We start from the raw sequence: 19,908 nt of genomic DNA on the forward strand, positions 1-19,908 counted from the left end.
GGACTGCGGAAGGACCCCTGCCGGTTGCATTCCCGTTGCCTCGTGATTGCTCTGTGATTGCCTTGTGATTGCCCTTTGTCGTACGGGCGTTGAGGAATGCGGTGCCCCGGGCCGTACGGCGGGCGGGCCGGCGGCGGCGCCGCGGGTTTTCCACACCCCTCCCCCTTCCGGACACGCCCTGGCAGGATTCCGGTCATGTTTCCGGCGATCCCGTCGCTCTCCGCGCTCCCCCGCCGCCTGACCGGGGCGCTGCGCCGCCCGCTGCCCGCCGTGGTCTGCGCCACGGCGGCGCTCGCGCTGCTCGCGTGGTGGCTGCTGCCGCTGGGCGGCGCCCCGTCCCCGCGCGGCACCGTGACGCTGGCGACGGGCGTCCCCACCGGCGTGTACGCGCGCTACGGCGAGCTGCTGCGACAGGACCTCGCCCGCGACATGCCGCAGCTGGACGTCCGGCTGACGCGCAGCGAGGGATCCCTGGACAACCTGCGCCAACTCACCTCCGGGCGCGCCGGTTTCACCATCGCCACGGCCGATGCGGTCGCCGCGTACCGGGAGCGCGGCGAGGCGGGCGCACGCTCGCTGCGGGCCTGCGCCCGGCTCTACGACGACTACATGCAGCTGGTCGTGCCGGAGGGATCGCCGGTGCGCTCCGCGAAGGATCTGCGCGGGCTGCGGGTGGGCGTGGGCGCCGACGGTTCGGGCGTACAGCTGATCACCCGGCGGCTGATGGCGGCGGCGGGCCTGGACTTCGACCGCGACATCCGTGCGGTGCGGGTCGGCATCGACACCATGCCGGAGCTGCTGCGCCACGGGAAGCTGGACGCGTTCTTCTGGTCGGGCGGGCTGCCGACCGGCGCGGTGCAGCACCTGGAAGCCCGGTTCCCGGTCCGCCTGGTCCAACTCGGCGACCTGGCGGCCGCGTTGCACCGCCAGGGCGGGCAGTCGCGTTACTACCGGGAGGCCGTGATGCCGGCCGACGCCTATCCGCGGGCGCAGCACGGCCAGGGCGTGAAGACGATCGCGGTGGCCAATCTGCTGGTCACCACCGACCGGGAGGACGCGGTGCTGACGGAGGCGATGACCCGGACGGTGATACGCAGCCGGGACGCGATCGGCGAGGAGGTGCACGCCGCGCAGAAGGTGGACCTGCGGACGGCGGTCTTCACCGATCCGTTGGAGCTGCACCGGGGCGCGCGGCGGTACTACGTGTCCGAGAAGCCCTGAGCGGCGCGGCCCGGCGCCCGGCTCCGAGGAGTCCGGGGGCCGGGCCGCGCATCGGCTCAGGCCGCGGGCGTACCGCCGGGGCGGCGGCCCGAGCGGCTGCGGCGCGGCCGGCGGCGGCTGCCCGTCGCGCCGCCGCCCGCACCGCCGCTGCCTGCGGGGTTGCGCCGTCCGCCGCCCGCGGGGCGCCGCCGGGCGGGCTGCTGCGGGGCGGGGGCCGCGAGCTGGACCGGCTCGCCCGAGGGGGTGCGGGCGCCGGTGATCCGTATCAGCTCGGCGTCGCCGGGGCGGACGGTGGCGGTGTCCGGGTCGATCTTCGCCTGGCGCATCAGCCGGGTCATGTCGCGGCGCTGGCCGGGGGTGACGAGCGTGACGACGGTGCCGGACTCGCCGGCCCGCGCGGTGCGGCCGCCGCGGTGCAGGTAGTCCTTGGCCTCGGTGGGCGGGTCGACGTTGACGACGAGGTCGAGGCCGTCGATGTGGATGCCGCGGGCCGCGACGTTGGTGGCGATCAGCGCGGTGGCGTGGCCGGTGCGGAACTGCTCCAGGGTGCGGTTGCGCTGCGGCTGCGACTTGCCGCCGTGCAGCGCGGCGGCGCGGACGCCCTGGCCGAGCAGGTGCTTGGTGAGCCGGTCGGCGCCGCGCTTGGTGTCCACGAACATGATCACGCGGCCCTCGCGGGCGGCGATCTCGGTGGCGGTGGCGCGCTTGTCGGTGTCGGCGACGTAGAGGACGTGGTGGTCCATGGTCGTGACGGTGGCGGCCGACGGGTCCACGGAGTGGGTGACCGGGTCGGTGAGGAAGCGGCGGACCAGTTTGTCGACATTGCGGTCGAGCGTCGCGGAGAACAGCATCCGCTGACCGTTCGGGTCGACCTTCTCCATGAGGCGGGTGACCTGCGGCAGGAAGCCCATGTCGGTCATCTGGTCGGCCTCGTCGAGGACGGTGACGGCGACCTGGTCGAGGGCGCAGGCGCCGCGGTCGAGAAGGTCGGCGAGGCGTCCGGGGGTGGCGACCAGCACCTCGGCGCCGCGGCGCAGCGCGTCGGTCTGCCGGTTGATCGAGGTCCCGCCGACGACGGTGGTGGTGCGCAGCCCGACCGCCTTGGCGTACGGGCCGAGTGCGTCGGCGACCTGTCCGGCGAGTTCGCGGGTGGGAACGAGCACCAGCGCCAGCGGCCGCTTGCTCTCCGCGCGGCGGCCGGCGGTGCGGCTGAGCAGCGCGAGGCCGAAGGCGAGGGTCTTGCCCGAGCCGGTGCGGCCCCGGCCGAGGACGTCGCGCCCGGCGAGCGTCGCGGGCAGGGTCGCCGCCTGGATGGGGAACGGTTCGGTGACTCCCTGCGCGCCCAGCGCGGTCAGAAGCTCCGGGGCCAGCGGCAGCTCCTCGAAGGAGGCCACCGGCGCGGGGGCGGGCGTCCGGGCGGGGGCGGGCGTCCGGGGGGACGTGCGGGGGGCGGCGCTGCGTCGCGGTGCGGTCGCTCGTGTCACTGAAGGCCCTTCGGGTCGGGTGAGGCGTGGTCGTGGTGACCGCGCACTCCCCCGTGGGACGGCACTCGGGACACGAGGCGTACGGGTGCGCGGTGGGGCGGGGCCGGTGCGGTCGCGGCAGCCGCGCCGTCCGCCGGTGCGGCGGGCGGGGCGACGGCGCCCGGTGCCCCGCCAAGACGGGACGGGGCCCGCACCGGCTGGCCGGTGCGGGCCCCGTCCGCGAGACGCGTGAGCGTCAGGCGGGGATGATGTTCTCCGCCTGCGGGCCCTTCGGGCCCTGGGTCACGTCGAAGGAGACCTTCTGACCCTCGAGGAGCTCACGGAAGCCCTGGGCCTGGATGTTCGAGTAGTGGGCGAAGACGTCGGGGCCGCCGCCGTCCTGCTCGATGAAGCCGAAGCCCTTTTCCGAGTTGAACCACTTCACGGTGCCGGAAGCCATAATTTTCTCCTTCATGGGGCACGGAGCCCGCACTGCGCGGACTCCCTGTCGCCGAGATGAGTGCCCGACACCGGAGGATTCCGGTAAAAACACGGAACGCCCGGGGCTACCAGCCTCCGGGCGCACACGACGTTCATGGGTACCACAACTGCAACGTCGTTCACAGTAGCACAGACCGGGACCGCCCCCCGTGCGGCGCGGAAGGCCCCGCCCCGTGGCGCCCCGCTCACCCCTCGTGCGGTGCGTCCCGCGGCACCGTCACCCGCACCTGGAGGCCGTGCGGCACCTGCGGGGCGAAGCGCAGGGTGGCGCCGCCCGCGGCGAGCAGGGCGCGGCTGATCGACAGGCCCAGCCCCGAGCCGGAGACGTTCTGGTGGCGGCCGCTGCGCCAGAACCGGTCGCCGATCCGGGCCAGCTCGTCGGCGGCGAGACCGGGTCCGCCGTCGGCGACGGTGATCCGTACGCCGTTGCCGCGCGGGGTGACGGAGACGGTGACGGGGCCGCCGGGCGGGGTGAACTTCAGGGCGTTGTCGACGATCGCGTCGAGGGCGCTGGAGAGGGCGACCGGGTCGGCCCAGCCGGTGACGGCGGCATGCCCCTCGTACGTCAGGCGCACGCCCTTGTCGTCGGCGAGCGGGCGCCAGGAGCCGACCCGCTCGGCGGCGAGCGCGGCGATGTCGGTGAGCTGGAGGTCGGCCGCGGCGTGCTCGGCGAGCGCGAGGTCGAGGAGGTCGTCCAGGACGCGGGCGAGCCGCTTGCCCTCGGTGCGTACGGAGGCGATCTCCGCGTTGCCCTCGGGGAGTTCCAGGGCGAGCAGTTCGATGCGGAGCAGCAGTGCGGAGAGCGGGTTGCGCAGCTGGTGGGAGGCGTCCGCGACAAAGGCGCGCTGCTGTTCGAGGACGTCCTCGACATGGTCGGCCATCTCGTTGAACGAGCGGGCCAGGCGCCGCAGTTCGGGCGGTCCGGCGGTGGGGGCGACCCGGGACTTCATCCGGCCGGTGGCGATGTCGTGGCTGGCCGCGTCGAGCACCCGCACCGGCCGCAGCACCCAGCCGGTGAGGCGGAACGCGGCGGCGACGGCGGCGAGCATCGCCGCGCACTCCCCGGCGGCGATCAGCAGCCAGCCGCGCAGGATGCGGTGGCGCAGCTGCCCGGTGGGCGAGTCGGTGACGACGACCGCGACCACGTCGCCGTCGCGGATGACGGGCGAGGCGACCGGGATGCGGCCGGTGTCGTCCCAGGGCCAGATCTGGTCGGGGTCGTGGCTGCGGTACCCGGCCAGCGCCTCCTTGAACGCCTGGGCGCCCGTGCCGTCCCACGCCACGCGCCAGTCGTCCGGGGCGACGGCCATCGGGGTGCGGTCGCGGTGGAAGACGCCGGCCCGGATGCCGTAGAGGTCGTGGTAGCGGGCGAGTTCCGCGGCGAGGGTGGCGCGGCGTTCGCCCTCGCCGCCGGGCGCCCGGCTGGCGGAGCGGTCGGTGACGAACTGCGCGAGGGAGGCGAACCGCGCCGCGTCGTCGATGCGGTCGATGACCACCTTCTGCTGCTCGACACCGGCGGTGATCACCGCGAGCGGGATGCCGAGGGCGAGCAGCACCCCGGCGAGCAGGACGATGAGGAGGGGGAGGAGTCGGGTACGCACGGACCTGCCGGGTCCCTCAGCCGGCCGGGGAGACGGGCGGGCGCACCGGCGCGGCGGGGGCGACGAGGCGGTAGCCGACGCCGCGGACGGTCTCGATGAGCGCGGGCATCCGCAGCTTGGCGCGGAGCGAGGCGATGTGCACCTCCAGCGTCCGGCCGGTCCCCTCCCAGCTGGTGCGCCACACCTCGCTGATGATCTGCTCCCGCCGGAAGACCACCCCGGGGCGCTGGGCGAGCAGGGCGAGGAGGTCGAACTCCTTACGGGTCAGCGGGACGGCCGTGCCGTCCACCGAGACCTGGCGGGTGGGGAGTTCCACGGTGACGGCGCCCAGCCGCAGCGCGTCGTCGGGGCCGCTCTCCTCGGTGCGCGCCTCGGCGGGGCCGGGCACGCCGCGGCGGCTGACGGCGTGGATGCGGGCGAGGAGTTCGCCGGTGTCGTAGGGCTTGACGACGTAGTCGTCGGCGCCGAGGTTGAGGCCGTGGATGCGGGAGCGGACGTCGGCGCGCGCGGTGACCATGATGACGGGCACGGCGCGGATCCGGCGGATGCGGCCGCAGACCTCGAAGCCGTCCTGGTCGGGCAGGCCGAGATCGAGCAGGACCACCGCGAACGGTTCGTCGTGGTCGGGCAGGAGCGCCTGGAGGGCCTCCTCGCCGTTGCGGGCGTGCACGACGGCGAAGCCGTGCCGGCCGAGCACCGCGGACAGGGCGGCGGCGACATGGTCGTCGTCCTCGACGAGCAGCAGTCTCATCGGCGCGGCCTCCTCCTCGGTGACGGCATGCGGGGACGGTGTGCGGGAACCACACGGCATCTACGGCGATGAACGGTGTGCACGTCAAGAGCCTGCAATGTCCCGGAGGCCATCCGTTACGCAGCCGGTACGCCCGGGGACACCGGGACGGCTCCGGGGCGCGGGGGACGGAGCGGCGCACCGTGCGGGCGCCCCGTGCGCCCGTGTCCCCGAAGCGGGACAGCGGGTTCCGGCCGTCGCGGCCGGATCGTGATGCTCAAGTTCCCCTCAGATGTAATGACGCAGGTCGCAGGCCGTCCTAATGTCCTGGCAACCGAGGAGGACGGAGCTACACGCCGATGAGCGAAGTATCGGGGACCGGGAGCACCGAGGCCCCCGCACCGGCCGGGGACCAGTTGGTCGTGCTGGACAACGTCAACAAGCACTTCGGCGCGTTGCACGTGCTCCAGGACATCGATCTGACGATCCACCGCGGTGAGGTCGTCGTGGTGATCGGGCCCTCCGGGTCCGGCAAGTCGACGCTGTGCCGCACGATCAACCGCCTGGAGACGATCGACAGCGGCGCCATCACCATCGACGGCAAGCCGCTGCCGCAGGAGGGCCGGGAACTGGCCAGGCTCCGTGCCGATGTCGGCATGGTCTTCCAGTCCTTCAACCTCTTCGCGCACAAGACGGTGCTGGAGAACGTGGTCCTGGGCCAGACCAAGGTCCGCCGCACGGACAAGGCGGCCGCCGAGAAGAAGGCGCGCGCCCTGCTGGACCGGGTGGGCGTGGGCACCCAGGCGGACAAGTACCCCGCGCAGCTGTCGGGCGGTCAGCAGCAGCGGGTGGCCATCGCCCGCGCGCTGGCCATGGACCCCAAGGTCATGCTGTTCGACGAGCCGACGTCGGCGCTGGACCCGGAGATGATCAACGAGGTCCTTGAGGTCATGCAGCAGCTCGCCCGGGACGGCATGACGATGGTCGTCGTCACCCACGAGATGGGCTTCGCCCGCTCCGCCGCCAACCGCGTGGTGTTCATGGCCGACGGCCGGATCATCGAGGAAGCGGAGCCGAACCAGTTCTTCAACAATCCGCGCAGCGACCGCGCGAAGGACTTCCTTTCGAAGATCCTGCACCACTGAATCCGCGGTCGGGCCACGATGACCGTCAACACCTGTTGCAGACAAAGGACTTTCACCATGAGGATGCGTAAGACGGCCACGGCGTGCGCGGCGGTGCTCGCGCTTTCGGCGACGGCGACGGCGTGCGGCGGCGAGTCGGGCACGGCGGGCGACAAGCCGGCCGGCGGCGATGTCTACAGCGGCACCTACAAGCCCGCGTCCGGCGTCAAGGTCGACTCCCCCGTGCTGCAGAAGGCCCAGAAGGCGCACCAGATCACCATCGGCGTCAAGGCCGACCAGCCGTTCCTCGGTTTCAAGGACACGTCGGGCAAGTACACCGGCTTCGACATCGAGATCGCGAAGATGGTCGCCGCCGACCTCGGGTTCTCCGACAAGGAGATCGTCTTCAAGACGATCGACTCCAACGTCCGTGAGACCACCATCTCCAAGGGCCAGGTCGACTTCTACGTCGGTACGTACACGATCAACGAGGAGCGCAAGCAGCAGGTCGACTTCGCCGGGCCGTACTACACCGCGGGTGCCGACCTGCTGGTGGCCCGCGACGACAAGTCGATCACCGGTCCGATGTCGCTGCGCGGCAAGAAGGTCTGCTCGATCGTCGGCTCCACGCCGCTGCAGGAGATCAAGAAGCCGAAGTACGGCGCCGAGACCATCGAGCTGTCGAAGTACTCGGACTGCGTCAAGTCGCTGCTCGACGGCCAGGTCTCGGCCGTCACCACCGACGACGCGATCCTCAAGGGCTACGCCGCGCAGCGCAAGGACAAGCTGCGGGTCGTCGACAAGCCGTTCACCAAGGAGCCGTACGGCGTCGGCCTGAAGAAGGGCGACAAGGCGCTGCAGGGCGCGATCACCGATGCGCTGGAGAAGCACATCAAGAACGGCGACTACAAGAAGGCGTACGAGGGCACGCTGGGCAAGTCCGGTTCGCCGTTCACCGGCGACACCGCGCCGGAGCTGCCGCTTCCGCGAGGCTGACGCGCTCGCGCCCCGCTTCGGAGGTGATCCGCGTCCGCCCGTCCACCGGGGCGGGCGGACGCGCCCTCCACCGCACTGCCAGGGCTGCGCCCCGTACGCCCGCCGCGCCGGGTGTGCGGGGCGCGCTGCCGTCCGCCGCGCGGGCCCCGCCCCCTTCCCGCCGCCGACCCGACCGCAACCGCGGAGACCCCATGAACGTACTCCTCGATCATCTTCCCGAGTTCCGTGACGGCTTCCTCGGAACCCTGGCGATCACCGCGGCCAGCGCGCTGCTGGCGCTGGTGCTCGGCCTCCTCATAGCCGGCTTCCGGGTCTCCCCGATCCCGCCGCTGCGGGCGTTCGGGACGGCCTGGGTCACGGTGTTGCGGAACACCCCGCTCACCCTGCTCTTCCTCGTCGCCTTCTTCGTCGTGCCGCAGATCCTCTTCCCCGGCACCAGCCCGTTCGTGCTGGCGACGCTGGCGCTGGGCTTCTACACCTCGTCGTTCGTGTGCGAGGCGGTGCGCTCGGGCATCTCGACGGTGCCGATCGGGCAGGCGGAGGCTGCCCGCTCGCTGGGCATGACGTTCTCCCAGACGCTGCGGATGATCGTGCTGCCGCAGGCCACCCGCACGGTGCTGCCGCCGCTCAGCTCCATCTTCATCGCGCTGACGAAGAACTCCGCCATCGCGGGCGCCTTCAGCGTGACCGAGCTGTTCAACGTCTCGAAGCTGCTGAGCGACAAGGGCTTCGCCATCGGCTGGATCTTCCTGTGGATCGCCCTGGCCTACCTCGTCATCACCTTCGCGATCAGCGGCCTCTTCCGGGTGCTGGAGCGGCGGATGGGGGTGGCCCGGTGAGCGGGGCCGGACGGCGGATCAGTACGACGTGGGTGCCGCGCGCAGGCGGGGCGGATCGAAGCGAGGTATCGGCATGAGCGGCGCCAGCGTTCTCTACGACGCACCGGGTCCGAAGACGAAGGCGCGCAACCGCCTGTACAGCATCGCCGGCGCGGTGGCGGTGGTCGCCCTGATCGCCTTCGTCATCGAACGGCTCAACGCCAAGGGCCAGTTCAAGCCCGAGATGTGGAACATCTTCAACTACGCGGACGTGCGGACCAATCTGCGCGACGGCGTGCTGACCACGCTGGAGGTCTTCGCGGTCGCCGCGGTCCTCTCGCTGGCACTGGGCGTGCTGCTGGCCGTGGCACGGCTCTCCGACCACAAGCCGGTGCGCTGGCTGGCGACCGGTTTCGTCGAACTCTTCCGCGCCATCCCGCTGCTGATCACCATCTACGTGCTGTGGGTGATCCTCCTCGCCAACCGCGACCTGCTCGGCCTGTCCGGCAACGGACCGCAGTTCTGGGCGCTGGTGGTGGGCCTGACCGCGTACAACGGCTCGGTGCAGGCCGAGGTGCTGCGCGCGGGCATCGTGGCGGTGCCGCGCGGGCAGAGCGAGGCGGCGTACGCGCTGGGCATGCGCAAGACTCAGGTCATGACGACGGTGCTGATCCCGCAGGCGGTGCGGGCCATGCTGCCGACGATCATCAGCCAGCTGGTGGTGACGCTGAAGGACACCTCCCTCGGGTACATCATCACGTTCGAGGAACTCCTCTACACCGCCCGCCAGATGAGCACCAACATCATCGTGAACGGCTCGGACACCTACGTTCCGGTCATCATCGTGACGGGCGTCATCTACGTCGCGATGTGCCTGGCGCTGTCCGGTCTGGCCACCTGGATCGAGCGGCGCGGCCGCCGCGCGAAGACCGGTGTGGCCCCGGCCACCGCCGCTCCCGCAGGTGATCCGGCCGCCGCGGCCGACACCGGCAAGGACCCGGCCGCCATGCCGTGACCGGCCGCTCGGCGACGGAGAGGACGAGGTGCGCGGGGGTGGCGGCGGGGCGGGGCGCCGCCCCGGTCACTTGACGCGGGCGGCCGCAGTGGGTTGCATACGCTGTGTGATCACGCACCGGGCTTCAACTGCCAGTTCCCGAACCGCCGCTTCGCCCCTGCGGGGCCGGGGAGCCACCTCGTGGACCCGGTGATCGTCGTGGGGGCGGGCCCGGTCGGCCTCGCCCTCTCCCTCTCGCTCGCCCGCCTGGGCGTCCCGTCCGTCGTCCTCGACGACGCCACCGGCCCGGAGCCCGTCCGCCCGGCCCGCACCGCGGTGCTGCGCGAGGACACCGCCGGGTACGTGGCGCGGCTGGGCTGCGCCCCCGCGCTCGCCTCGGCCGGCACCCGCTGGGCCGCCTGGCGTACGGTGCGCCGGCGGCGCCTGATGGAGCGCGTGGAGTTCGGCCCCGGCGGCACCGAGGCCTCCGGCGCCGGCGACGCGCCCGCCTCGCCCGTCCACCTCCCGCAGCACGCGCTGACCGGCGCGCTCCGCACCGCGCTGGAGGGCGAGGAGCTGGCCCGGATCGTCGGCGGCAGCCGCCTGGTGGAGCTGGAGCAGGACGCCGGCGGCGTCAGCGCCCACACCCGCGGCCCCGGCGGCACCTGGTGGCGCGGGAGTTTTCTGATCGGCTGCGACGGTCCGCGCTCCACCGTCCGCAAGCTGCTGGAGATCCGCTTCCCGGGCCGCACCTCCGTCGAGCGGCACGCGGTCGCCGCCGTGCGCGCGGAACTGCCCTGGCCCGGCGAGGCGCTGCTGCACCGCGCCCCCGGGCGGCACGGCGCCACGGAGTTCTGCGCCCGGCCGCTGCCGGACGGGGTGTGGCGGCTGGACTGGCTGCTGCCGCCGGGCCGCGATCTGGTCACCCCGGACGCGCTGGTGGCCCGGATCCGCGATTCGCTGGCGGGCTGGGCCGCCGAACCGGCCCCGTCGGCCGGCGCCGAGGCCGTTCCGCGACCGCCCCGCGGCCGCGGTCAGGCCCGCCCCGTACCGCCGTACGAACTCCTCGACACCGGCGTCCACACCGTCCACCACCGGCTCGCGCGGCGCTGGCGGCACGGGCGTGCCTTCCTCGCCGGGGATGCGGCCCATCTGCTCGGCGCGCTCGGGACGCAGGGCCTCGACGAGGGGCTGCGGGACGCCGAGAACCTCGCCTGGAAGCTGGCGCTCGCCTGGCACCACGGGGCGTCCGAGACGCTGCTGGACAGCTACCAGGCCGAGCGGCGCGGCGCGGTGGCCGCCCGGCTGCGCGCCGCCGACCAGGCACTTCCGCTGCTGCGGGACGGCGGTGCGGGCCGGCTGCGGCGCGCGCTGCCGGGCGCGGCACGCGGCGGCTCCGTGCTCTTGACCGACGGTCATCTGGGGCGGGGTCCGCTGGGGGCGCCGCCGGCCCACACCCGTTCGCCGCTCGCCCCGGCCCCGGCGCACACCGCGGCGACGCCGGTGGGCACGCTGCCCGGCGCGCCGGTCGCCGACGTCCCGGTGACCGGCGTCGACGGCGCGGTGGTCACGCTGCGCGAACGGCTGGGCCGGGGGCTGCTGTTGGTGCTCGTCGCGCCCGGTACGGGGGTGTGGGAGCCGCGGCACTGGCGGACCGCCGGGCTGATGCCGCGGCTGACCGGCGCCGCCGAGGGGCTGCCGCTCGCCACCGAGGTCCTGGTCGCCGAGGAGTACCCGGGGGCGGCCGCGCACACCGTGCTGCTGGTGCGCCCGGACGGCCATCTGGTCACCGCGATGTCCGGCGTCCGCCCGGCCGAGCTGTACGCCTGCGCGGACGCGGTACGCGGCGGCGCCTCCGGCGGGGCGGCACACCAGCCGCCGGACGGGGGCGGGGACGCGCCCGCCGGCGACGGGGCGGACGGCGGTTCTCCGGGCGCGGAACCCGTGGTTGACCCTGTTGACCCTGTGGGAACGTCCGTGTTTCACTCCGAACGTGACTGATCACGGCGCGCGTTTTTGGCGGAGGGTCCATCTCGACCTGCTCCGCTACGCGGGCTGCACCTGTCGTCCGTCCTGCTGATCCGCAGTTCCTCCCCCGCGCGCTCCCGGCCGTCCGGCCGTGGCGAGCGCGTCTCTTCGCGATCACTCAGGACGGTCTCCCGTGCCCGCTCTCCCCACTTCTGCCCGCCCTCGGACCGCCCCGCCCACGGGCGGTCCGAGCGCCGGTGAACTCCTCGACTTCGTCCGCCGCACCGCCGCGGACCCCGCCCTCATCGCCTCCCTCCCGCTCGATCCCGAGGGCCGCACCTGGCTGCGGCTGGACGGCCCGGACGGCAGCGAGGCCTGGCTGATCGGCTGGCCGCCCGGCACCGGCACCGGCTGGCACGACCACGGCGGCTCCCGCGGCGCCTTCGCCGCGGCCACCGGCGCACTGACGGAGGACTCCCTCACCGTCCAGCTCCCCACCGAGGGCTGGACGGTGCTGCATCTGGCCGACGGCGTCGACCGCACCCACGTCCTGACCGACGGCCGGGGCCGCGCCTTCGGCCCGCACCACGTCCACCAGGTACGGAACGCCTCGCCCGCCACCCACGCCATCTCGGTGCACGCGTACCACCCGCCCCTCCCCCTGATGCGGCGCTACAGCCGCACCGGTCCCCTCCTCCGCCTCGAAACGGTCGAACGTCCGGAGGACTGGGGATGAGCGCGGGGGCGTACGGGGCGCGGTCCGGGGATCGGTCCGGGGGCCGGGCCGGGTGGGGAGCGTCGAGCCGTACGGCCCGGCGGGCCGCGTGCCGGACCGGGCTGCGGACCGAACGCCCGGCTGGCTGCGGGGCGTCGAGCCGTCCCGCCCCGCGGGACGGGCACCGGGCCGGCCCGCGGTCCGGGGGCGGTGCCGGGCCCCGGACCGGGGTACGCGACGGATCGGGCGGAGCCACGGAGGCATCGCGGCGACCGCGGATTCACCACGGGAAGGCGGAGGTGGGCAGTTGAGCGCCATCGACACCCTGCTGGCGCAGGCCCGGTCCCGGCTGCAGCGGCTGGACCCCGCTCAGGCGGCGGCGGTACAGCGGGCGGGCGGCCTCCTCGTCGACATCCGCTACGCGGCGCTGCGCGCCCGCGACGGCACCATCCCCGGCGCACTGATCGTGGAACGCAACGAGCTGGAGTGGCGCCTCGACCCGACGGGTGACCACCGCGCCCCGGAGGCGACCGGCCACGATCTGCACACCGTCGTCGTGTGCAACGAGGGGTACGCGTCGAGCCTCGCCGCCGCCTCCCTCCATCAGCTGGGGCTGCACCGTGCCACCGATCTGATCGGCGGCTTCCAGGCCTGGCGCGCCGCGGGCCTCCCCGTCACCCCCGGCACGGCGCCACCCGCCACCGGCTGATGGGAAAGCGCCCGGCCGCGCCACCGGTCGGGCGGCCCGGGCTGTGACGGCGGCTCGGGCCCGGGCTGTGCCGCCGGCTCGGGCCCGGGCTGTGCCGCCGGCTCGGGCCCGGGCTGTGCCGCCGGCTCGGGCCCGGGCTGTGCCGGTCAGGACTGTGCTGATCAGGACTGGCCGGGCCTGCGCCGGCGGTGCTCCGGCCGCGCCTCGGCTTTTCTTGGTCGGACACGGATCTGCTCCGGCCTACTCCAGCCCGCGCCGACGCCATGCCCCGGCATTCGCTGGTCGCACGCGGGGCCGGCCCGGACCGCGCGGGTCTACCCGTGCTCGCTGTGGCCCTGAATCCGGCACCGGACGGCCGGGAGCCGGAGATGTGACAGGCCCCGGCGCGGGGGCACGCCGGGGAGCGGGGCGCGCCGAGGCGGCCGGTGCGGGGCACGCCGGGGAGCGGCGGGCCGGGGCGGCCGGTGCGGGCCGGGGCGGCCGTCCGTGCGCGGCGCGGCGCGGTCTCCGCCCCATCACCGCACCGCTACTCCTGTGCCCACTGCTCCAGCAGTGCGGAGTCCTCCCCTTCCTCCTCCAGTGCCTGGCGGACCACCCGCAGGGCCAGGCCCTCGGAGTAGCCCTTGCGGGCCAGCATTCCGGCGAGCCGGCGCAGCCGCTTGTCGCGGTCCAGGCCCCGGGTGCTGCGGAGCTTGCGCTCGACCAGCTCCCGGGCGGTGGCCTCCTCCTGCTCGGGATCGAGGCGGCCGATCGCCTGGTCGATGACCTCGGACTCCACGCCCTTGGTCCGCAGCTCGCGGGCGAGCGCCCGCCGGGCCAGGCCCCGCCCGTGGTGCCGGGACTCCACCCACGCATCGGCGAACGCCGTGTCGTCGATGAGCCCGACCTCCACGAAGCGGGAGAGCACCTCCTCCGCAGCCTCCTCGGGGATGTCCCGCTTGCGCAGGGCGTCCGCGAGCTGGCTGCGGGTGCGCGGTGACCCGGTGAGCAGGCGCAGGCATATCGCCCGTGCCTGCTCCTCGGGCGTCCGCGGAGACCCCTGCCCGGCCCTCGACGGGGAGGGGTCACCGCTGTCGTCACGGCCACCACGGCCCTTACGGTGTCCGGCACCGCCCGTGGCGTGACCGCCGCCGTCGGGCCATTCCGTTCGCCGCGTCATGGCGGACTAGCTCTTGGCCGCGGCGGCCTTGGCACCCTTGGCGCCCTTGGCCGCGGGCGCCGGAACCGACTTCGCGGGCTCGGCCGGCCCCGCGGCGTCCGGGCCCGGCTCCGCCGCCGGGTCCTGCGGCTTGACGCCGATGCCCAGCTTCTCCTTGATCTTCTTCTCGACCTCGTTGGCGAGGTCCGGGTTGTCCTTGAGGAAGTTGCGGGCGTTCTCCTTGCCCTGGCCGAGCTGATCGCCCTCGTACGTGTACCAGGCACCCGACTTGCGGATGAACCCGTGCTCCACGCCCATGTCGATCAGGCCGCCCTCACGGCTGATGCCCTGGCCGTAGAGGATGTCGAACTCGGCCTGCTTGAAGGGCGGGGCCACCTTGTTCTTGACCACCTTGCAGCGGGTGCGGTTACCGACCGCCTCCGTGCCGTCCTTGAGGGTCTCGATACGGCGGATGTCGATGCGCACCGAGGCGTAGAACTTCAGGGCGCGGCCACCGGTCGTGGTCTCCGGCGAGCCGAACATCACGCCGATCTTCTCGCGGAGCTGGTTGATGAAGATCGCGGTGGTCTTGGACTGGTTGAGCGCGCTGGTGATCTTGCGCAGCGCCTGGCTCATCAGCCGGGCCTGGAGACCGACGTGCGAGTCACCCATCTCACCCTCGATCTCCGCCTTCGGCACCAGGGCCGCGACGGAGTCGATGACGATGAGGTCGAGGGCGCCGGAGCGGACCAGCATGTCCGTGATCTCCAGGGCCTGCTCACCGTTGTCCGGCTGGGACAGGATCAGTGCGTCCGTGTCCACGCCGAGCTTCTTGGCGTACTCGGGGTCGAGCGCGTGCTCGGCGTCGATGAACGCCACGGAGCCGCCGGCCTTCTGGGCGTTGGCCACCGCGTGCAGGGTCAGGGTCGTCTTACCGGAGGACTCCGGTCCGTAGACCTCCACCACGCGGCCGCGAGGGATACCGCCGACACCCAGCGCCACGTCGAGCGCGGTCGACCCGGTGGGGATGACCTCGATGGGTTCGTTCGGCCGCTCCCCCATGCGCATCACGGCGCCCTTGCCGAATTGCCGTTCAATCTGTGCGAGCGCGGCGTCGAGCGCCTTCTCGCGGTCAGTGCCTGCCATGGGTTCCACCCGATTTGCTTGAGTCGATCGCTTCACGTCCACGACGCTAACGCCTGCCACTGACAATGCGCCCGGACCCGGCTCCGGCCTGTGGACAACTCGGCGATGAAGCCCCGGGACTTTCGCTCCGGCGTACAGGTCGGACCCTCATGAGAATAGATGTTCGATTTTGCTGTCAAGCGGATCATGCGGCCGGTCCGCCGTCGTCCCGTACGCCCTGCCCTGCGCCGCCGAAGGCAGACCGGCCCGGAGCACCGGCGCCCGGCGGAGTGCCGGCCACCGGCGAAACCCGGTGGCCGTCCGGACCCGGCCCTGCCTACGTTCGGCCGCATGGCTGACGACTGCTTCGCGCATCCACGGCTCGCCGCGCTCCACGATCCGCTCGACCCCGACCGCAGCGATCTCGACGCCTACCTCCGGATCGCGGAGGACCTCGGGGCACGCCGGGTGCTGGACATCGGCTGCGGCACAGGCACCTTCGCCCTCCTCCTGGCCGACCGCGGGATCGAGGTCGTCGGCGTCGATCCCGCCCGGGCGTCCCTCGACGTCGCCCGGGCCAAACCGGGCAGCGGGCGCCTGCGCTGGATCTGCGGCGATGCCGCAGACCTCCCGCCGCTGCGGGTCGACCTGGCGACGATGACGGCGAACGTCGCCCAGGCCATCGCCGATCCGCGGGCATGGCGGCAGACGCTGCGAGGAGCCCACGACGCGCTGCGGCCCGGCGGGCACCTGGTCTTCGAGACCCGCGATCCGGCCGAACGCGCCTGGGAAGGGTGGACCCGCGAGAACTCCCACCGCGTGACGGAGGTACCGGGCGTCGGCTCCGTCGAGAGCTGGGTCCAGCTGGTCGAGGTGCGCCGCCCTCTGGTGACGTTCCGCTGGACCTATGTGTTCGCCGCGGACGGGCAGGTGCTGACCTCGGATTCGACGCTGCGCTTCCGGGAGCGGGACGAGGTCGAGAGGGATCTGGTCACGCACGGCTACGTGGTCGAGGACGTGCGCGGCGCCCCCGACCGCCCGGGGAGGGAGTTCGTCTTCCTGGCCCGGCGCCGCTGATCTCCGCCAGTTCGCACCGCCCCGGGCCCGACGGCGCAGGATCGCGCCCCGCGCCTGGCGCAGCACGTCCGCCCACCTCCCCACGCGGCGAACCGCCCGCCGGCCGCCCGGCCCTCACTCACCCTCCGTGCGCCGTGAGCCGGTACCCCTCCGGACCCTCGAAGGAGAACATCGGCCCGAAGGGGCTGTCCGCCATCGGCGTCAGGATCGTGACGCCGGCGGCGGCGAGGCGGTCGTGGAGCTGCTGGGCGTCCGGGGTGCGGAACCAGAGCACCACGCCGAGGCCCGGCCGTGCGGCGTCGGTGAGGTCGACATCCGGGAACACCTCGCGGACCGCGAACGGGATCGGTGCGGTGTCGAAGACGACCGCATGGGACGGCGAGGACGGGGAGCGGCGCCATCCCAGGTGGCGCTCGCAGAAGGCGGCTGCGGCCTCCACGTCACGGACCTGCAGGGCGACGAAGCCGGGGCCGTCGACGGCAACAGACATGGTTTTTCCTCAACTCGCTTTCATGTCAGGATTTTGACATGGGGGAGGCTAGGGCCCGCCCGACAGGCATGTCAAAATGCTGACATGAAAGAGAGTGTGCCACCGGAGCCGTCCCACCCCGCGGACGACATCACCCACCACCTGGGTTATCTGCTCAAACGCGCCCAGGCGGCCCTGCGCGGCGCCATGGACAAGGTGCTGCGCGAGCACGGGTTGACCGTGCCGCAGTACTCCACGCTGGAGCTGCTGGCGCTGCACCCCGGGATGTCCAACGCCGACCTCGCCCGCGCGACCTTCGTCACCCGGCAGTCCGGCAACGTCGTCCTGCGGGGGCTCCAGGACGCCGGGCTGATCACCCGCCCCGCCACCGCCGATCACGGGCGGGCCCGGCCCGCCCGCCTCACCGACGAGGGGCGGGCCCGGCTGGCCACGGTGCAGGCCGCCGTCCACGCCGTCGAACAGCGCATGACCGACGCGCTGCCGCCCCGGCGCGTCACCGCGCTCCTGACCGACCTCGACCTCATCGCGGCGGCCCTGGAGGAGTGACCCGGCGCCCCGTGCGCCTAGGAGCGCCCGGTCTGCTCGTCCTCTCCCGCCGACTCGTCCCCCGGTGCCTTCGGCCCCTCGGGGCCGTCGCGGTGCAGTCCCCGCCGGACCCGGGCCAGCGCCTGGGCGGCGCGGCGGGAACGGTGGCCGCCGTGGGCCCTCGGGTCGGTCACCTCGTACCGCTTGACGTACGCGCTCAAGAACGCCTGCAGGGTCGCCGTCGCGGGGATCGCGATCAGCGCGCCGACGGCGCCCATCAGCGCCGTTCCCGCGATGACGGAGCCGAAGGCGACGGCGGGGTGGATGTCGACCGTGCGCGCGGTGATCCGCGGTTGCAGCAGGTAGTTCTCGAACTGCTGGTAGACCACGACGAACGCGAAGACCCACAGCGCGTACCAGGGGTCGACGGTGAAGGCGATCAGAATGGGCAGGGCCCCTGCGAGATACGTGCCGATGGTCGGGATGAACTGCGAGACCAGGCCGACCCAGACGCCCAGCGCCGGCGCGTAGGGCACCCCGAGGATCTCCAGCAGGACGTAGTGGGCGAACCCGGAGATCAGCGCCATCAGGCCGCGCGAGTAGAGGTAGCCGCCCGTCTTGGCGACCGCGATCTCCCAGGCGCGCAGCACCTCCGCCTGGCGGCTCGGCGGCAGCACGGAGCACAGCGCGCGGCGCAACCGGGGGCCGTCGGCCGCGAAGTAGAACGAGAACAGCGCCACCGTCAGCAGGTTGAACAGGCTGCCCAGCACCGTCGCGGAGACGGCGAGGACGTTGTTGGCGCTGTCCTGGACGTACTTCTGCAGCCAGTCGGAGTTGAGGAGGTTGTTCTGCACCTCCAGCCGCGACAGATGGGTGTGGAAGGTGCTGTTCGCCCAGCTGATCACGGAGTCCAGGTACTGCGGGAACTCCTCGACCATGGTCGCGATCTGGCCCGCGACCATCGAACCCAGGAGCGCGAAGAAGCCCGCCGCGGCGACGAGGATGCCGAGGAAGACCGCGCCGGTGGCGAGGCCGCGCCGGACGCCCCGGGCCGCCATCCAGTCCACCGCGGGCTCGACGGCCAGCGCGAGGAAGAAGGCGATCAGGATGTTCAGCAGCAGGCCGACGAGCTGGTGGAATCCCCAGCTGGCGAGCTGGAAACAGGCCACCAGCGCGAGCGCCAGCACCATGGCGCGCGGCAGCCAGCGCGGCATCCGCGCGTCCGGCGGCTGGGAAGGTCGTCGGTCGTCGCTGAGCGTGTCTTCATTCGCGGGCACCGGCCCAGTGTCGCTCACCCGTACGGCGTTCCCGGCCGTCCCCCGGGGTTCGGCCACGGTCCACCCGCGGCGGGGCGGTCAGCGGCGCTCGTCCGGTACGTCCATGGTGACGCAGACCACCCGCCACACCTCCTTGGCGCTCCAGCCCGCCGCCAGCGCCTCGTGGACGGTGCGGCCCCCGAGGCCGGACATCACGTGATCGCGGGCGAAGGAGTCGGCGTACGCCGGTCCGAAGTGGTCCGCCATCCGCTGCCAGAAATCCGTCAGCCTCATGAATCCCGTCTCCTCATGGCCCCGGCCCCGTCCGTCCGCAGGTCCGCGGCCGGAGCGGCACCGTGCTCCCCGCAGCGTATGCCCTCCCCGGCGGGGCGCGTCGCCGTCAATCCGGCGCCCTTGGTGTCCCGCCCTGGGAGGGCGTGGGCCCCGGTGCGGTGCGCCGGGGCGTGATCCGGCCCTACGGTGCGGGGCATGGCCGAAACCGCAAGCCCGTCGCCGTCCCCGCTGGCCCGTGCCGAGCGCTTCGTGTGGCTCACCGCCCGGGTGCTCGAACAGCGGCTCTTCGCGTTCCACTTCCTGGGCGGCGGTGACACCCCGGTGGAGCGGGCGCTCGCCGCGTACCGCAACGACGACGGCGGGTACGGCCACGCCCTGGAGCCGGAGCTGCGCGGTCCGGCCAGCCAGCCGCTGCACACCGCGCACGCCCTGGGGGTGCTGGACCGCATCGGGCGCTGCGACAGCCGTCACATCGAGCACGTCTGCCGCTATCTGACGCGGATCTCGACCCGGGACGGGGCGCTGCCCGCGCTGCGTCCGCCGGCGCACGGGTACCCGGTGGCGCCGTGGCTGCCGGCCACCGGCGATCCGCCCAGTTCCCTGCTGGCCACCGGGCCCGTGGTGGGCGTGCTGCACCGCAACGACGCCTGGCACGCGTGGCTGTTCCGGGCCACGGAGTACTGCTGGGCCGCCGTGGACGCCCTGACGGACACCCATCCCTACGAGGTCCGGGCGGCGCTCGCCTTCCTGGAGGGCGTCCCGGACCGCCCCCGCGCCGCGGCCGCCGCACACCGCCTGGGCACCCTCGTACGGGAGCGGGGCCTGGTCGTCCTCGATCCGGCGCGGGCCGCGGACGCCCCGCTCGCCCCGGGGTACGTGCCCGGGGAGCACCACTTCGCGTACGACTACGCGGCGACGCCCGGATCGCTCGCCCGCGGCTGGTTCACGGACGCGGAGCTGGCGCGGTCGCTGGACCATCTCGCCTCGCTGCAGCAGGGCGACGGCGGCTGGCCCGCCGACGCGTACGTCCGGCCGCCGGGCACCGCGGCGGAGAGCCGCCCGGTCGTCACGCTGCGGGCCCTGCTGACGCTGCGGGCGCACGGGCGGCCGCCGGGCTGAGCGGGGACGGCGGACGCGGAAGGCACGGGCCGCGGCGGGGCGGC

Annotated in this window: 20 protein-coding genes; 11 read left to right on the forward strand and 9 right to left on the reverse strand. The window is 73.5% G+C overall.

The genetic code is table 11. The features are described from left to right. Positions 1–195: 195 nt before the first annotated feature. Positions 196–1,221 (forward strand): TAXI family TRAP transporter solute-binding subunit, encoded by a 1,026-nt coding sequence (locus ABT345_RS29295; RefSeq protein WP_345086941.1) that lies wholly within the window; start codon positions 196–198, stop codon positions 1,219–1,221. Positions 1,222–1,277: 56 nt separating this feature from the next. On the opposite strand, the gene ABT345_RS29300 is transcribed toward ABT345_RS29295, so the two are convergent. The 4 genes from ABT345_RS29300 to ABT345_RS29315 form a co-directional block, all read right to left on the reverse strand. Further along, on the reverse strand, positions 1,278–2,705 hold the full coding sequence (locus ABT345_RS29300; RefSeq protein ID WP_345086944.1) for a DEAD/DEAH box helicase: 1,428 nt from the start codon (positions 2,703–2,705) through the stop codon (positions 1,278–1,280). Positions 2,706–2,940: 235 nt separating this feature from the next. Continuing rightward, positions 2,941–3,144 (reverse strand): cold-shock protein, encoded by a 204-nt coding sequence (locus ABT345_RS29305; protein WP_030288153.1) that lies wholly within the window; start codon positions 3,142–3,144, stop codon positions 2,941–2,943. 226 nt (positions 3,145–3,370) lie between these two features. After that, on the reverse strand, positions 3,371–4,786 hold the full coding sequence (locus ABT345_RS29310) for a sensor histidine kinase (protein ID WP_345086946.1): 1,416 nt from the start codon (positions 4,784–4,786) through the stop codon (positions 3,371–3,373). Between the two features lie 16 nt (positions 4,787–4,802). Continuing rightward, positions 4,803–5,537 carry a response regulator transcription factor gene (locus tag ABT345_RS29315; RefSeq protein ID WP_345086948.1) on the reverse strand — a complete coding sequence of 245 codons (735 nt, stop codon included), beginning with the start codon at positions 5,535–5,537 and terminating at the stop codon, positions 4,803–4,805. Positions 5,538–5,875: 338 nt separating this feature from the next. Between ABT345_RS29315 and ABT345_RS29320 the strand changes: the two genes are divergently transcribed. The 7 genes from ABT345_RS29320 (at position 5,876) to ABT345_RS29350 (ending at position 12,840) form a co-directional block, all read left to right on the forward strand. Next, positions 5,876–6,661 (forward strand): amino acid ABC transporter ATP-binding protein, encoded by a 786-nt coding sequence (locus ABT345_RS29320; RefSeq protein WP_345086950.1) that lies wholly within the window; start codon positions 5,876–5,878, stop codon positions 6,659–6,661. A 57-nt stretch (positions 6,662–6,718) separates the two neighbouring features. Next, positions 6,719–7,636, forward strand: coding sequence for a glutamate ABC transporter substrate-binding protein (locus ABT345_RS29325; RefSeq protein ID WP_345086952.1), 918 nt, complete (start codon positions 6,719–6,721; stop codon positions 7,634–7,636). Between the two features lie 191 nt (positions 7,637–7,827). Next, positions 7,828–8,475, forward strand: a complete 648-nt coding sequence (locus ABT345_RS29330) for an amino acid ABC transporter permease (RefSeq protein WP_345086954.1) — start codon at positions 7,828–7,830, stop codon at positions 8,473–8,475. A gap of 73 nt (positions 8,476–8,548) precedes the next feature. Next, a complete protein-coding gene (locus ABT345_RS29335; RefSeq protein ID WP_345086956.1) occupies positions 8,549–9,469 on the forward strand; it encodes an amino acid ABC transporter permease in 921 nt (306 codons plus the stop codon). A gap of 180 nt (positions 9,470–9,649) precedes the next feature. After that, positions 9,650–11,449 carry an FAD-dependent monooxygenase gene (locus ABT345_RS29340; RefSeq protein ID WP_345086958.1) on the forward strand — a complete coding sequence of 600 codons (1,800 nt, stop codon included), beginning with the start codon at positions 9,650–9,652 and terminating at the stop codon, positions 11,447–11,449. 160 nt (positions 11,450–11,609) lie between these two features. Next, positions 11,610–12,152, forward strand: a complete 543-nt coding sequence (locus ABT345_RS29345; RefSeq protein WP_345086960.1) for a cupin domain-containing protein — start codon at positions 11,610–11,612, stop codon at positions 12,150–12,152. Between the two features lie 286 nt (positions 12,153–12,438). Next, on the forward strand, positions 12,439–12,840 hold the full coding sequence (locus ABT345_RS29350) for a rhodanese-like domain-containing protein (RefSeq protein WP_345086962.1): 402 nt from the start codon (positions 12,439–12,441) through the stop codon (positions 12,838–12,840). 526 nt (positions 12,841–13,366) lie between these two features. Here the strand turns inward: ABT345_RS29350 and recX are convergent. Together recX and recA are read right to left on the reverse strand one after the other, a co-directional pair. Then, positions 13,367–13,999, reverse strand: coding sequence for a recombination regulator RecX (recX, locus tag ABT345_RS29355; protein WP_345086964.1), 633 nt, complete (start codon positions 13,997–13,999; stop codon positions 13,367–13,369). Between the two features lie 6 nt (positions 14,000–14,005). Beyond that, a complete protein-coding gene (gene recA / locus ABT345_RS29360) occupies positions 14,006–15,124 on the reverse strand; it encodes a recombinase RecA (RefSeq protein ID WP_345086966.1) in 1,119 nt (372 codons plus the stop codon). Between the two features lie 330 nt (positions 15,125–15,454). Here recA and ABT345_RS29365 point away from each other — a divergent pair, with 330 nt between their 5' ends. Next, positions 15,455–16,180 carry a class I SAM-dependent methyltransferase gene (locus tag ABT345_RS29365; RefSeq protein WP_345086968.1) on the forward strand — a complete coding sequence of 242 codons (726 nt, stop codon included), beginning with the start codon at positions 15,455–15,457 and terminating at the stop codon, positions 16,178–16,180. A gap of 118 nt (positions 16,181–16,298) precedes the next feature. Here the strand turns inward: ABT345_RS29365 and ABT345_RS29370 are convergent, their stop codons facing one another. Beyond that, entirely contained in the window at positions 16,299–16,670 is a 372-nt protein-coding gene (locus tag ABT345_RS29370) for a VOC family protein (protein WP_345086970.1), read from the reverse strand. Between the two features lie 84 nt (positions 16,671–16,754). On the opposite strand from ABT345_RS29370, the gene ABT345_RS29375 reads away from it, so the two are divergent. Continuing rightward, positions 16,755–17,216 (forward strand): MarR family winged helix-turn-helix transcriptional regulator, encoded by a 462-nt coding sequence (locus ABT345_RS29375; protein ID WP_345086973.1) that lies wholly within the window; start codon positions 16,755–16,757, stop codon positions 17,214–17,216. A gap of 17 nt (positions 17,217–17,233) precedes the next feature. Here the strand turns inward: ABT345_RS29375 and ABT345_RS29380 are convergent, their stop codons facing one another. Together ABT345_RS29380 and ABT345_RS29385 are read right to left on the reverse strand one after the other, a co-directional pair. Continuing rightward, positions 17,234–18,472 (reverse strand): AI-2E family transporter, encoded by a 1,239-nt coding sequence (locus ABT345_RS29380; RefSeq protein ID WP_345086975.1) that lies wholly within the window; start codon positions 18,470–18,472, stop codon positions 17,234–17,236. Between the two features lie 78 nt (positions 18,473–18,550). After that, the gene (locus tag ABT345_RS29385) at positions 18,551–18,745 is read right to left on the reverse strand and encodes a DUF3046 domain-containing protein (RefSeq protein WP_030288116.1); all 195 of its coding nucleotides are present in this window, start codon (positions 18,743–18,745) and stop codon (positions 18,551–18,553) included. Between the two features lie 195 nt (positions 18,746–18,940). On the opposite strand from ABT345_RS29385, the gene ABT345_RS29390 reads away from it, so the two are divergent. Beyond that, entirely contained in the window at positions 18,941–19,864 is a 924-nt protein-coding gene (locus ABT345_RS29390) for a hypothetical protein (RefSeq protein ID WP_345086977.1), read from the forward strand. The last annotated feature ends 44 nt before the right edge of the window (positions 19,865–19,908 follow it).

It is taken from the genome of Streptomyces sp. NPDC000404, from assembly GCF_040300365.1.
Lineage (GTDB): Bacteria > Actinomycetota > Actinomycetes > Streptomycetales > Streptomycetaceae > Streptomyces > Streptomyces ramulosus.

Coding starts and splice junctions, on each gene's coding strand:
- ABT345_RS29385 (WP_030288116.1), bottom strand. CDS start 18,745: ATGAGGCTGACGGATTTCTGGCAGCGGATGGCGGACCACTTCGGACCG.
- ABT345_RS29370 (WP_345086970.1), bottom strand. CDS start 16,670: ATGTCTGTTGCCGTCGACGGCCCCGGCTTCGTCGCCCTGCAGGTCCGT.
- ABT345_RS29365 (WP_345086968.1), top strand. CDS start 15,455: ATGGCTGACGACTGCTTCGCGCATCCACGGCTCGCCGCGCTCCACGAT.
- ABT345_RS29375 (WP_345086973.1), top strand. CDS start 16,755: ATGAAAGAGAGTGTGCCACCGGAGCCGTCCCACCCCGCGGACGACATC.
- ABT345_RS29390 (WP_345086977.1), top strand. CDS start 18,941: ATGGCCGAAACCGCAAGCCCGTCGCCGTCCCCGCTGGCCCGTGCCGAG.
- ABT345_RS29315 (WP_345086948.1), bottom strand. CDS start 5,537: ATGAGACTGCTGCTCGTCGAGGACGACGACCATGTCGCCGCCGCCCTG.
- ABT345_RS29305 (WP_030288153.1), bottom strand. CDS start 3,144: ATGGCTTCCGGCACCGTGAAGTGGTTCAACTCGGAAAAGGGCTTCGGC.
- ABT345_RS29295 (WP_345086941.1), top strand. CDS start 196: ATGTTTCCGGCGATCCCGTCGCTCTCCGCGCTCCCCCGCCGCCTGACC.
- ABT345_RS29320 (WP_345086950.1), top strand. CDS start 5,876: ATGAGCGAAGTATCGGGGACCGGGAGCACCGAGGCCCCCGCACCGGCC.
- ABT345_RS29325 (WP_345086952.1), top strand. CDS start 6,719: ATGAGGATGCGTAAGACGGCCACGGCGTGCGCGGCGGTGCTCGCGCTT.
- ABT345_RS29330 (WP_345086954.1), top strand. CDS start 7,828: ATGAACGTACTCCTCGATCATCTTCCCGAGTTCCGTGACGGCTTCCTC.
- ABT345_RS29335 (WP_345086956.1), top strand. CDS start 8,549: ATGAGCGGCGCCAGCGTTCTCTACGACGCACCGGGTCCGAAGACGAAG.
- recX (WP_345086964.1), bottom strand. CDS start 13,999: ATGACGCGGCGAACGGAATGGCCCGACGGCGGCGGTCACGCCACGGGC.
- recA (WP_345086966.1), bottom strand. CDS start 15,124: ATGGCAGGCACTGACCGCGAGAAGGCGCTCGACGCCGCGCTCGCACAG.